The 12,169-nt window shown below is 70.3% G+C and carries 14 protein-coding genes; 10 read left to right on the top strand and 4 right to left on the bottom strand.

Annotated features, from left to right (window positions below; translation table 11 throughout):
- Window positions 1-33 precede the first annotated feature (33 nt).
- Window positions 34-654 carry a YdeI/OmpD-associated family protein gene (locus ABEB28_RS00860; protein WP_345725960.1) on the top strand — a complete coding sequence of 207 codons (621 nt, stop codon included), beginning with the start codon at window positions 34-36 and terminating at the stop codon, window positions 652-654.
- A 72-nt stretch (window positions 655-726) separates the two neighbouring features.
- Here ABEB28_RS00860 and ABEB28_RS00855 read toward each other — a convergent pair whose 3' ends face one another.
- Window positions 727-1,518 (bottom strand): SGNH/GDSL hydrolase family protein, encoded by a 792-nt coding sequence (locus tag ABEB28_RS00855; protein ID WP_345725959.1) that lies wholly within the window; start codon window positions 1,516-1,518, stop codon window positions 727-729.
- 243 nt (window positions 1,519-1,761) lie between these two features.
- Here ABEB28_RS00855 and ABEB28_RS00850 point away from each other — a divergent pair, with 243 nt between their 5' ends.
- A complete protein-coding gene (locus tag ABEB28_RS00850) occupies window positions 1,762-2,730 on the top strand; it encodes a serine hydrolase domain-containing protein (RefSeq protein WP_345725958.1) in 969 nt (322 codons plus the stop codon).
- 71 nt (window positions 2,731-2,801) lie between these two features.
- Here ABEB28_RS00850 and ABEB28_RS00845 read toward each other — a convergent pair whose 3' ends face one another.
- Window positions 2,802-3,254: a hypothetical protein gene (locus ABEB28_RS00845; RefSeq protein WP_345725957.1), complete on the bottom strand. Its 453-nt coding sequence runs from the start codon at window positions 3,252-3,254 to the stop codon at window positions 2,802-2,804.
- 35 nt (window positions 3,255-3,289) lie between these two features.
- On the opposite strand from ABEB28_RS00845, the gene ABEB28_RS00840 reads away from it, so the two are divergent.
- The 7 genes from ABEB28_RS00840 to ABEB28_RS00810 all read left to right on the top strand — a co-directional run bounded on the left by ABEB28_RS00840 (window position 3,290) and on the right by ABEB28_RS00810 (window position 8,395).
- On the top strand, window positions 3,290-4,459 hold the full coding sequence (locus ABEB28_RS00840; protein ID WP_345725956.1) for a sensor histidine kinase: 1,170 nt from the start codon (window positions 3,290-3,292) through the stop codon (window positions 4,457-4,459).
- The gene (locus ABEB28_RS00835; protein ID WP_345725955.1) at window positions 4,456-5,109 is read left to right on the top strand and encodes a response regulator; all 654 of its coding nucleotides are present in this window, start codon (window positions 4,456-4,458) and stop codon (window positions 5,107-5,109) included. The genes ABEB28_RS00840 and ABEB28_RS00835 overlap by 4 nt, the downstream gene beginning before the upstream one ends.
- A gap of 38 nt (window positions 5,110-5,147) precedes the next feature.
- Window positions 5,148-6,170: a hypothetical protein gene (locus ABEB28_RS00830; protein ID WP_345725954.1), complete on the top strand. Its 1,023-nt coding sequence runs from the start codon at window positions 5,148-5,150 to the stop codon at window positions 6,168-6,170.
- A complete protein-coding gene (locus ABEB28_RS00825; RefSeq protein WP_345725953.1) occupies window positions 6,167-6,718 on the top strand; it encodes a hypothetical protein in 552 nt (183 codons plus the stop codon). Before ABEB28_RS00830 ends, ABEB28_RS00825 begins: the two co-directional genes overlap by 4 nt.
- A gap of 152 nt (window positions 6,719-6,870) precedes the next feature.
- Window positions 6,871-7,176 (top strand): hypothetical protein, encoded by a 306-nt coding sequence (locus tag ABEB28_RS00820; protein WP_345725952.1) that lies wholly within the window; start codon window positions 6,871-6,873, stop codon window positions 7,174-7,176.
- Window positions 7,177-7,558: 382 nt separating this feature from the next.
- Window positions 7,559-7,963: a hypothetical protein gene (locus ABEB28_RS00815; protein ID WP_345725951.1), complete on the top strand. Its 405-nt coding sequence runs from the start codon at window positions 7,559-7,561 to the stop codon at window positions 7,961-7,963.
- Between the two features lie 39 nt (window positions 7,964-8,002).
- Window positions 8,003-8,395 carry a hypothetical protein gene (locus ABEB28_RS00810; RefSeq protein ID WP_345725950.1) on the top strand — a complete coding sequence of 131 codons (393 nt, stop codon included), beginning with the start codon at window positions 8,003-8,005 and terminating at the stop codon, window positions 8,393-8,395.
- Window positions 8,396-8,442: 47 nt separating this feature from the next.
- Here ABEB28_RS00810 and ABEB28_RS00805 read toward each other — a convergent pair whose 3' ends face one another.
- A complete protein-coding gene (locus tag ABEB28_RS00805; RefSeq protein WP_345725949.1) occupies window positions 8,443-9,684 on the bottom strand; it encodes an SMI1/KNR4 family protein in 1,242 nt (413 codons plus the stop codon).
- Between the two features lie 156 nt (window positions 9,685-9,840).
- Between ABEB28_RS00805 and ABEB28_RS00800 the strand changes: the two genes are divergently transcribed.
- Window positions 9,841-10,689, top strand: coding sequence for a hypothetical protein (locus ABEB28_RS00800; RefSeq protein ID WP_345725948.1), 849 nt, complete (start codon window positions 9,841-9,843; stop codon window positions 10,687-10,689).
- An 85-nt stretch (window positions 10,690-10,774) separates the two neighbouring features.
- Here the strand turns inward: ABEB28_RS00800 and ABEB28_RS00795 are convergent, their stop codons facing one another.
- Window positions 10,775-11,989, bottom strand: a complete 1,215-nt coding sequence (locus ABEB28_RS00795) for a PucR family transcriptional regulator (protein ID WP_345725947.1) — start codon at window positions 11,987-11,989, stop codon at window positions 10,775-10,777.
- Window positions 11,990-12,169: the final 180 nt, after the last annotated feature.

Raw genomic sequence — 12,169 nt, 5'->3', positions numbered from 1 at the left:
CGCAACACCGGGTTGGGGTACTAGCCTGCGGTGGTGGCCGGAGCCGAACTGGACGAGTTGATCGTGGCTGACGGCGCGTCGCTGCGCGCGTGGCTGTTGGACAACCACACAACCTCTCCTGGCGTGTGGCTCGCTCTGACCAGGAAGGGCGGCTCCGTCACCACGCTGACCTGGCAGCAGGCGGTCGACGAGGCGCTGTGCTTCGGCTGGATCGACGGGCAGGCCCGTAAGCGCGACGAGGGGAGTTCCTGGAGGCGGTTCACCCCGCGCCGGCCCCGCAGCATCTGGTCTCAACGCAACGTGGCCAACGTGGCCCGGTTGGAGGCGGCCGGTCTGATGCTGCCTCCCGGCCGCGACGCGGTGAACGCGGCGAAAGCCGACGGGCGGTGGGCGGCCGCCTATGCGCCGCCGTCGGAAGCGGAGGTCCCGGCCGACCTGCGAGCAGCGATCGCCGCCGACCCGGCGGCGCAGGCGATGTTCGACGTGCTCACCAAGACCAACCGCTTTGCCCTCATCGGCCGGGTCAATGGGGTCAAGCGGGCCGAGACGCGAACGCGGAAGATCGCCGAGTGCGTGGCGATGCTGGCCCGGCACGAGACGTTCTACCCGCAGCGAGCCAGGCCGGCGGTGCCACCGGTACGCATTCGCGCTTGAGCAGTCCACCAGGTCGCGAAGCTTGCTCCGCGACCTGGTGGACCGCACGCTCGCGCTGTACGCGTTCCGGACTCAGCCGATGACCGACCGGACCAGCGGCGCGTAGCCACCCGCGTACCCGGCGCGGGTCGGGTGGTAGCTGTCGGTCGGCCGGAACGTCAACCAGCCGTTGGTGTACGGGGTGGCCGAGCAGATGTCGTGTCCGCTCCACTTCCCGTTCGGGTCGACGTAGACGAAGCCGGCGGCCTCGGCCCTGGCGCGGATCACGCCGTCGAGGTTGTCGACGAGCGCGTTGAGCGCGGACTGCTCGGAGAGCGTCGCGCCGGGCGTTGCCGCACAGGTGCGGTTCGCGAACGGCTTCGGGTAGCCGAGTACGACGACGGTCGCGTTCGGTGCCCGTGAGCGGATCGCGGCATACGTGGTGTCGAGCTTCGCCGGCAACTGGTTGGCGATCTGGGCGTTGGACGAGGCGATGGTCGACGCACAGTTCGTCAGCGTGCACGAAATGACCAGATTAGCGAAACCGATGTCGTTTCCGCCGATCGTGATCGTCACGTACTTGGTCGACGCGCTCAGCGAGCCGACTTGGGAGTTGGTCACGTCGGTGGTGACCGCGCCCTGGCAGGCGGCGAACGTGAGCGTCGTGTTCGGACGCTGGGAACCGACCAGGTACGGATAGGCGTAGGTGTTGCGGCCGCAGGAGAGACTCAAATTGGCGCTGGCGGCACCGTTGCCGGCCGAATACGAGTCGCCGAGCGCGACGTACTGGTCGGGGGCGGCCGCAGCCGGCGTGACGCCGACCGTTGTCAACATCAGGATCGTCGCGCCGACTAGCAGCGCGAGCCGACGGAGGACACGAACCATGGCGGGTCTCCTCTTCGATGAGGCCGCCACGTCGACGCGATCGCGCGCTATCGGGTCGCCGAGGGGCGAATCGAGCGTCCGGCGCGAATCCTGGAGGCGTCAACGAGTCGGGAGAAATCCTGTGACCGGTGCACGATCCCGGGCTCTCCGGTTGGTACCGGGCGAATAGCTCACGGATCGGTGATCACCCGCGGAACCGGAAACGGTGGTGCGGGTGGGTCGTGCGGCTGGCAGTCTCGGCTGATGCTGGATCGAGTCGCTGTCCGGGCCGCCGGCCGTCGGATCGGGGATGCGGTCCGGTCGGACCCGCGTTATGCCCACACCAGTCATCTCCGGGTGCTCGTCGAAGGGCTACCGGTCTTCGATGAGCACTACCGTGGTCCGACGGTCGCGGACGTGTTCTCGGTGACCAAGACGGTCGTCGCCACGGTGGCGGGTATCGCCGCTCGCCGCGGGTTACTGCCCGGTCTGGATGAGCCGTTGCACGCGGTTCTGCCCGCACTGCGGGACACCCCGTCGCGCGGGCAGACGTGGCGACAGTTGCTGACCATGACCCGTGGCGCCGCCGTCGACGGGGCGTGGGACATCGACGCGATCACCGCCCTGCCTGGCGGGCAGGTGGCGCGGGTCGCGTCCGCGCCGTGCACCGGGACGCCGGGCCAGGCCTTCCGCTACGACAACGGCGCCGCGCACCTGCTGTCGGCTGGCCTGTCGCAGATCCTCCGCTGCTCGGTCGCCGACTACGCCGCTGCGGAGCTCTTCGCGCCGCTCGGCATCCGGGATGCGACCTGGCCGGCGGATCCCGACGGGGTCAGCTACGGCTTCGCGCACCTGCGGTTGTCAGCCGACGCTCTGGGTCGGCTCGGGGAACTGTGGCGAGCCGGCGGGCAGCCGCTGGTCGATCCGGCTTTCGCGGCCGCCATGACGACGGCACAGACGCCGGGCGGACCACCCGAGCAGCTGCCGTACGGTTTCGGCATCTGGGTCGGCGACGACATGCTGCTGGCCGGCGGCTGGGCCGGGCAGCACGTCGTGATCCTCCCGACCGTCGTGGTGGTCACCACCGGCGATCCTCGATTCGACCCCGGGCCCCCGCCGCGTGACGAGCTACCTGTTGACTGGCGGCCCGCCTTGGAGCTGGTGCACCAGCATCTGCTGCCGGTCCTGCGGGAACCGGCGGGCGAAACGGACGCCACCTCGGCCGGGCGTTGACAACGACGGACGTGCCCGAGCCGAACACCGGCTCAGCGCGCGGATATCTCGGTCCGGCTCTTCGCGGCTCATCAGTGAGGGAACGCGCGTGGGATGCGGGTAGAAGTTTCCTCTCGGAACTTCTCGATGCGCCCGATTACCTGGCGTCGGCCGATGGTGTTCTCGATGCGGTCCAGATAGAGGCAGCGAGCGGCGAGTTCATTCAGGCTGACCGTGAAGTAGATCGCCATCAAAGGGTTGATGAACAGCGTGTTGCCGCTGGTACGCCCGGTGGACTGGACATCGCCGAACGCGCCGCTGGTGGCAGCCGCGATCTGGCCGTGAACAATGCTTGGCCGCTGCGGGGTGGCGGCCTGAGCGTCAGCGACGGCGTCGCGGTACAGCGACGCCTCGCGGCTCGCGTTCGGTATGGACAACGCGCCGAGGTAGCCGCCATCGCGGTCGAGCGAATGCTCACCCGCCTGTTCTGGACGTCGGCTTAGCGTTCGACGCGACCGGAGGGGGACGACGTCTGGCCCGCCCATCCCATTGAGTGCCGCGATCGGTCTAGCCTTCCCTCATGTCCCGCCCCGGCGCTGGTGTCATTTTCGCAGGGCCGCTGGTCAGTGTCGCGACCTACCGGCGCGGCGTGTACTTCTTCCTCGGCTCGGTACTGCTGCTGCCCTACCTCGTCTGGGCGGTGGCCACCGCCCAGACGGTCCAGAGCGACGGCTGGCGGGCCGGCTTGATCCCCTTGCTGATCCTGGTGGTCGCCGGGGGTGCGGTCGCGTTTCTCGGCGTTCTCCGCTCCTTGGAGATCGCCGCAGCCCGCCTGCTGCTCGACGCTGACCTCCCGGCCGAGTCGTCGGAGCGACCGTCCCGCGAGGCCCGGCTCCGCTCCGCGTTGTGGTTCGCACTCCATCTGGTCAGCGGCGGTCTCGTCGGCGCGCTGACGTTTGCGGGCATCCCGTTCGTCTACCGCCTCACCGCCTGGGCCGTGCCGGTCTACGCCCTCGCCCTCGTCTACGTCGTTGCGGGCTTCGGAGCCCTGGCACGGCAGATGGCTCCCGTCCTGCTCGGGCCGTCGGCGGCCGATCAGGCGGCCGAGCGGGTGGCGGCCGCGGAGGCTGAAACGACGAAGCTGGCCGAGCGCAACCGCATCGCCCGCGAGCTGCACGACTCGATCGGGCACGCGCTGACGGCCACCACGCTGCAGGTCGCCGCCGCCCAGCGCGTCTTCGACGCCGACCCCGAGTTCGCGCGGCGGGCGCTGGCGAAAATCGAAGAGGTGGGCCGGGCGGCGGCGGCCGATCTCGACCACGCGCTCGGCGTCCTCCGCGGCGACGACAGGGTCGCCGAGCCGGCGGACGCTCCCGATCTCACCCAACTCGACCAGCTCTGCGCGACCGTCCGGGACAGCGGCGTCGTACTGAACTACACGGAGACCGGACCGGTGGCGGAGGTACCCGCCGCCGTCTCCCGGGAGGCCTACCGCATCGTGCAGGAAGGCCTCACCAACGCCGTCCGCCATGCCGGACCGGGCGAGGTGAGGCTCAGCGTGCTGGTCACGGTCGACGCGATCCGGATCGAGTTCACCAACCCGGTCGCCGAGGGCCCAACCCGACGATCCGGCCGCGGACTGGCCGGTATCCGCGAGCGAACCGACCTGCTCGGCGGAACTGTGGAGCGCGGCGCCACCGGCGGACGCTGGCGGCTGGCCATCTGCTTACCGAGGAGTGGACGCCGATGACCACGGTGGTGATCGTGGACGACGACGAGCTGGTCCGCGTCGGCCTCCGCACGATCCTCGACCACGAACCGGATCTCCAGGTCGTCGGGGAGGCGGCCGACGCCGCCGAAGCGCTGTCGATCGTGGCGCGGACACGTCCCGAAGTCGTGCTGATGGACGTCCGGATGCCTGGCGTCGACGGACTGCAGGCCACCCGCCTGCTGCTCTCCCGGTCGGCCGAGCCTCCTCGCGTCCTGGTCATCACCACGTTCGAGAACGACGACTACGTCTATGACGCTCTGCGCATCGGCGCCAGCGGCTTCCTGTTGAAGCGGGCCACGCCGGACCAGATCGTCGACGCAGTGCGAGTGGTCACTCGTGGCGATTCGCTGCTGTTCCCGGCGGCGATCCGCCGCTTGGCTCGGCCGCACAGCCGACCCCGCGAACTTCCGCTCACCCAGCGCGAGCTCGATGTGCTGCGCCTGCTCGCCGCCGGCCGGTCCAACGCGGAGATCGCCGCTGCCCTGCACGTCGGCGTCGAGACGGTGAAGACGCACGTGGGGAACCTGCTGTCCAAGCTCCAGGTCAGGGACCGCACCCAGGCGGCGATCGTCGCGTACGAAGCCGGACTGGTCCCTCCCTCGGAAGAGGGAAGCGCCCGGCACCTCTAGGGGAGTTCCCGGGCCGGGGCTCTCGCGAGCCTGGAGGCATGGCACACAAACTCTGGGCGACGGCCGCCCTGACCTTCCTGGCCGGCGAAGCGCTGCTCCGCACGTACTGGCTCTCCGGCGGTCGCTGGGGCTACACCGCCTGTGACCGCACCGATCTGGGCGACCCGTCGAACGGCTGTGGCGCCGCGCAGGTGACGTCGTTGCCGTTCTGGCCCGGCTGGGGAACGCTCGGCGTCTGCGTCGCGCTGGCCGTCCTCGTCGGCTGGGCACTGCGGCATCCCGGCTCGCCGGTCGCGGTGGGCAGCGTCTGGGCGGCTGCCGCGGCTCTGGCCACCGCCGCGTTCCCCCTGCACCTGCTCTTCCAGATCCCGGCTGCGGCGACCGGCCGCCCTTCCGACTGGCGGGACCTGCTGGCCCGGCTGGCGCTGGTGTTGGGTGCGGCCGCCCTCGCCGGGCTGGCGACGACACTGAGCCCACCTCGGCGGCCGCGGGACAGCGCGTACCGGCCGGTGGCGCCCTGGGCTCGCCGCTCGGCCTACGTCGCCGTCGCGTTGCCGCTCCTCGGCTGGGCAGTACCGCACGGGCTGTGGGTGCTGGACGTGCCGTTCGGCATCGCCGCCACGGAGCTCGACGACATCCGCCGGAACCTGTCGCTCGAGGCGGCGGTGGCGATCACCGCGGTTCCTCCTCTCGCCGGGCTGCTCACGCTCGGGCTGGTGCAACCGTGGGGGCAGCGGTTTCCCCGCTGGGTGCCGGCACTCGGCGACCGCGCGGTCCCGCGTCTGCTCGCGCTGGTGCCCGCGGGGATCGTCGCAGTCGCGCTCGTCACGTACGGCGCGCTGAGCGTCGGTGTGCTCGTCCGCTCGCTCGCCGACGGTTCGCGAACCTGGTCGGACCTGGCCGAGGGCTGGGCCGTCGCGGCCACGCTGCTGGTCTTCGTCGGCTGGGGTGTGGCGCTGGGCGCCACCGCGGTCGGCTATCACCGGGCGACCCGCGGAGCCGGTGCCGTTTCCGCGGACAGCCACACGCCAGCGGGCCTCACCGCGGGCAGGCCGGCATGAGCCGGCTGCGCACGGCCTGGAGGGCTGCCCACACGCCCGTGCACGACGCCCCGGGCTGGGCCGTACTGGCCGCCTACGCGATCCCGATCTGCGTGTTGCCGGCGGGTCTGTGGCGCATCGGAGCGATCGCGTTCCGCCAGTCGGCTGGACCTGGCGAGGCGATCTACGTGGCCTTCCTGTCGGTGGTCTCCGAATTGGTGGCGTTCACTGCGGTCGGCTTGGTCGCGCGGTGGGGCGAGGTCGTCCCGGGATGGGTTCCCGGTCTGCGTGGACGTCGGATCCCTCCGTGGGTACCCACGCTCGCCGCGGCCGCCGGGGCGAGCGCGCTGACCGCCCTGTGGACCGCGGCGGCGGTCGCGGTCGTGCGGAACCGGTCGATCACCGGAGGCGCCCTCGCCGATCCGTCGGCCGTCCCGTGGGCAGCGGACGACCTGCATTCCTACCTCTTCGCGGCGTGTTACGCGCCGCTCGTGCTCTGGGGTCCGCTACTCGGTGCGGTCACCGTGGCGTACTGGGCCCGGAGACGGGCTGACGGCGACCCGCTATAGGACGGGCAGCGTGATGACGCCGCTGCGCGAGGCGATCAGGTCCAGCAGACCAGCGCGGCTGGTCGTGTTTTCCGGGCGAATGGGTTCCCGTCGCTATCGGCGTCTTGGCGCTTGTCGGGTGCGCCGCCGCTGCGGCCGGCGCCCGCCACGAGGTGAACGACGCTGTCCGCTACGCGCTCGCGGGGCTCGATGCGGTCGCGGGCGTCGCTCTGTGTGTGTATTCGTTCTTGTTCCCGGTGCTCCTGGTGTCGCTGCTGTTCGAGGGCGTCGGTGCAGGCATCGTCACCAGCCTGCTTGCCACCGGCTTCGGCGTCGGTGGCGGAGTGCTCTGCCTGATCATCGCCGCGGGTGAACGGCGACTGGCCGCGCGTCCGTGCGAGTTCTGCGGGCGCGTCCACGGCCGATCGCCGGAGAGCCGGTTGGACCAGGCCCTCGGCTGGGCCTTCGCCGGCGCTTAACTTGCCGTGGCCGGGCACGTGGCGCGGATGAGCGTGTGGTTGGCCGATACGGTCGCCGGGGGATGGCCGTCCGCGGACACCCGGATCAACGGCACATCGTCGACCGCGCTGGCGGTTTCATGGTGCTGATGAGCCTGGCCGGAACTTTGTTGCCGTTGGCTCTGGCGCACCGTTGGGGCCGACTGTGGCCCGCTTGGTTCCTACCACTGCGTGGCCGTGCCGTCCCGCGATGGCTGGTGCTCGGCACCGGCTTGTTCGTCGGAGGGAGCCTGACCGCCTACTTCGGCGTCGTCGGAATGACCCGGGTGCTACGCGGATTTACGTACCTTCGATACGTCCGTGAGTTGACGCCCATCGCGGATGCGCGCCCGAGGATCGAGCCATGCCGAATGAGCGCATGAACCAGACGGATCCGCGCCGGAAGTGGGTCGTCGCAACCTGCGTTGCCCTCGTCCTGGCAGCGGTTGGGGATGCCGGACCGGAGATCATCGAGTCGCGCAGCCTGGTGGCCGGTTATGACGGGCCAGGACCCCTGATCTACCTGGGCGTCGCCGCCATCCTCGCGACGGTGCGGTGGCATTTCGCGCCGCTGCTGGCCGTGGTGATGTCCGCCCTCTTCCTCTTCGGAGGACTCGCGGACGCCGACTTCGCCAGGCGGCTCGCCGCCCCGACAGATCTCGCGTTCGTCGCCGCATGGCTCCAGATGCTCAGCTTCGCCGCAGCGGTCATCTGCGGGACAGCCGCTGTGCGCCGGCGCCGCGCCAGACCGGCTGTCAGCACGCGATAACCGGACCAGCAGGCCACCGCAACGAGGAGAGACCAGTCCATGAAGTCGATCGCAGCACGATTCTCACGGACGCCGACGATCACGAAGCTGTCGTTGTCGGGGCTGGGGGTCGGCGTCCTGGGATTGATCGTCCAATGGATCGCCGATCCAGCCAAATTCCCGGGGTTTCCGCCGGGAATCGTCTTTCTTGTGGTCTGTGCTGCCCTGGTAGTGCTGGCATCCGGCCGCTGGTGGGCACCGATCTTCGCGGTGCTGATCTCATTGTGGATCGTTGTTGGTGGCTGGGCAGCCGACCAACTCACTCCCAACCTCACCTCGGGGGACGCGGGAACCGTCGTTGGCACGGCGGTGATGACGCTCGGACTGGCATTCGCCGCGATCACCGGGATCCTCGGAATGCTTGCCGGTCACAGTGCCGCGAGGACGCGGTAGCACGATGGTGCGGCACCGCCCCAGCAGACAGCTGCATCCGCTCATGGTCACCGATCGCGCGGTGTGCGCAGGAGCGCCTCACCTCGCTCCTTGCGGTCGGGCCCGTCGAGTAGTGCTCCGAGAATCGGGTCGGCGATCAGTCCGGCCGGCAACAGTGCGTACTGGCTGGTGGCCCGCCACGCGGGCAGCGCGGCGACAATCGCGTTCCAGGCGTCGTCGAGCCGACCGGCCGCGACGAGCTCGCGCGCGTGCCGGGCCGCCGCGTCGAACTGGGGATCGGCGAAGGTGATCGGTGCATCGGGGTCGGCTACCCGGTCGTTGAGCAGGGTGGCCAGGGCATCGGTTCGCTGCGTCCGGTAGTTGGTGACGTGGTACTCGTTGTGGCCCCCGAGCAGCAGCGGCACGATCTCGCTCGCGATGAACCGGTCGGTCGCCAGTTCGGGGTGATGGTGGGGGAACACCATGCGCAGATTGGACTGGGCCTGAGAGGAGTCGCCGAGCAGGAACTGCGCTTGGGCGTCGAGGAGTTCGGCGAGCGGAAGGCCGTACTCGCGGGCTTGGACGAGCAGCGGCAGCCCTTCGTCGAGCCGGCCGTCCAGCAGCAGCCGCCGGGCCCGGCCCGTCTGCTCGACGACGGCCTGGAGTGTCGGGCCGGCGGGCTGGTTGAGCCGGACGAAGGTCTGGTGCTCGGATCGCATCAGCGCCGCGAACGAAGGCGAGCCGCCTCCCAACGCGCCCTGCCAGTTCGCGAAGAAGTAGCCGCGCCACTCGCCGTCCGGGCCGGCCCCGTCCGGATCGAGCAGCAGGACCGCGCTGTCCCCGCGGCCGGAGATCTGCAGTGCGCGCGCCATCAATACGACCTCGAACATCACGTCGGGTTCGCCTTCGTCCTCGTCGGCCGGAAGATCGCCCAGCAGGACGGCGAGGTCCTCCTGGTCGGTACCGGCGCCCTCGGCCCAGGCCCTCAGCCAGTCGGTGTTCAAGTCCCGGAACCATCCGACTTCACCAACCGGGAGAAGGTCGTCGATGAACGGGCTGGTGTTGCGCCATCCGTCGCTGATCGCGAGGAATTGGCGATACGACGGCGGCAGCCGGGTGCCGAGGCGCTGTTCGGCGGCGCCGATCACCTCCTCGGTCGCTGGGTCGTACCCGAGCCAGCCGCTTTCCACCACTTCGGCCGGAATGCGTTGACGGTCTGGCTCCTCGGCTGCCGCGCTGATCCACTCGGCACTCCAGTCGCGCAGGAACTGCCGCCAGTCGTCCGGAGTGTGTAACTGCACCTCGATCATCGCCGGCTGCCTCTCGCTGTCGTCGACACCACCTGACCGTCCTCGGATGGCACCATCTCAGAAAGCACCGACAAAATCGGCCGACGCCGGGCGTCCACGGCGCGACCGCCGTCCCTCCGCAGTGGAACGGCAGTGCGGCCCCGGATGATGTGCCGCATGCTCACACAGTTCAACCCCCGCGTGCGTGCGCTGGGTGCCGTCGCCGTGCTCGCCCTCCTGCTCTCTGGCTGCTCGATCGTCGAGGAAGGCCCGAGCGGCGCTTGGACGAGCCCGTCGGTCAGCCCGTCCCCGAGCGCAGCACCGATAACGGCTCACGAAAAACTGACCGCGTCGGTGCCGACCTACCGAACCCCGTCGTACTCGTGGTCAGTGGTCAACGAGGGATTACGGGACGGGTGGACGGAGAGTGAGGGCGTGGTGAACCCGCCCGCCAAGACGTACCAGCTCGTGAACGTCGTCCGCGACGTCGAGACCGGAGTCGCCACGAATTGGCACCTTCGCGTCGTCCACCCACAGACCTGGCTGCGGATCCTCCTGGACAACCCGCAGAACCTGGAAGGGTTCCCGGAGTACCCGCGGAAGTGGGGGCTCATCGATCAGGAGCTGGTCAAGGACAGTGGGCTCTCGCTCGCCTGGGATTTGTTGAGCAAGGATCCCGCTCGCGTCGGTCTCCTGTTCCGCGCGATCGTCGAGGTCCGCGAGACCGGCCCGAGTGTGTTCGAGGGCACGATCGACCTGACGAAAGCCAAGCTCGCCGAGGCGGTCGACGGGGAGATCGTGACGGCGCTCGGCCCGAAGGCGAAGGCCATCCCGTTCCGCGCCCTGCTCGATTCCGAGGGGCGGATCCTGGACGTCGTGCTGAAGGTGCCGGCCTCCGCGAAGAGCAAGCCGATCACGCAGCGGATCGCCTACCGCCACTACGGCAAGATACCCCCGGTCGTGCCGCCCACCGCCGCCGAGACCGCCCCGACCACCGACGACGTGTACGAGCTCATCAACTCGTGACGCATGTCGCGCGCTCCGGCATGGACATGTCAGCGGTCGACGCGGTTCGGGCCGGCCGTTGGGTCATGGGCCCGGTAGAGGGCGGCTACGCGCCGCTGGCCCGAGCGGTGCTCGGCGTCGGGGACGCGCGGAACGCGTAGAGCGCGAGCGTGAGGTCCACCAGGTCGCAGGGCTTGCCCAGCGACCTGGTGGTCAGCTCCTGCAGCCGGCGTAGTCGGTAGAGGACGGTGTTGCGGTGGCAGTAGAGCGCGCGGGCCGTCGCCACCGCCGAGCCGTCGCAGCACAGCCACGCCTCCAGCGTGTCCAGCAGCGCCTCCCGGTAGCGCGCGGGCAGGACGAGCACCGCGCCGAGCACCTCGCGGACCAGGTCGTCGGCGAGCTCCGGCTGGGCCAGGAGGAGGCCCTGTGGAAGCCGACGGTCGAACCGGGCGATCTCCGGCCCGTCGGCCCGGCAACTGCGCACCGCGAGCTCCGCGTAGCGGTGGCTCTTCGCCACCTCCGCCAAGCCGGCGACCGGCAGGCCGATGCCGACGTGGTGCAGCGTGAGCGGGCGCAGCACCGCTTCGACGTCGTCCGGGCCGGCGCTGCCGAGCAGTACCAGGACCCGGTCGGCGTCCCGGCCGCGGCGCCAGCAGAACCGCATGCCCCGGTGGGAGGTGCGGCCGTGCGCGGCGACCAGCGAGCGCTGCGCCCCCGGTCGTTGCACGGCCACGACGTACGGCCCGGTCAGCGGAAGTTCGAGCAGGTCCGCGGCGGACTCCAGCTCGGTGGCGTCGGGCGGTCGGCCACTGAGCAGCGCGTCGATCGCCGCCGCCACACGGAGGAGCCCACGGGGGAGCAGGCGCCGCTCGGCCTGTCGGTAGGCCGCGGCCGCCGCCGTCGACTCCTGGTCGATGCCGCGCAGGACGGCTCCGGCCTGGTAGGCCAGCGTGCTGGCGCCGGCTGGCCCGGCCGCCTGGAGCAGGTTCTCCCAGAGCAGCCGTCCAGCCAGCCGGTAGAGCCGGAGCAGCGAGTCCAGTGGCAGACCCCGGGTGGCCCAGAGCGTTCCGGTTTCGGCGGCCAGTCGCAGGTCGGCGCGGTCGCCGTCGGGCTGTTCCAGGGTGGTGATCGCAGCCCGCAGACCCTCCGCGCAGAGCTGGGCGAGGGAGGTGCGGACCTCGTCGGCGAGGACCAGCTCCTCGCGGACGGCGAATTCTCCCACCAGGTGGTCGGTGAGCTCGGGCAGGCGGGCGCGGAGCGACCGCGCTGCGACGGTGACGACCGTCCGATCGAGGGCTTCGGCGGCGACCACTCCGATCACCTCCTACCGACCGCGAACCAACCGACACGACATGCGCGAATCGGAAGGCGGGCTACCAAATGTAACGCTGTCGATACCCTGTGGCAATGTAGAGGGTCGTTCGTGACAGGGGCGGACGATCGTGTCACAACAACCGACCGCGCGGTGTCTGGTGGCTGAACTCCTGCGCGCGAGGGAGCA

It is taken from the genome of Cryptosporangium minutisporangium (genome assembly GCF_039536245.1).
Taxonomy (GTDB): Bacteria; Actinomycetota; Actinomycetes; order Mycobacteriales; family Cryptosporangiaceae; genus Cryptosporangium; species Cryptosporangium minutisporangium.
Note: the sequence above shows the minus strand (reverse complement) of the source record. Positions and strands in the feature narration are given on the sequence as shown.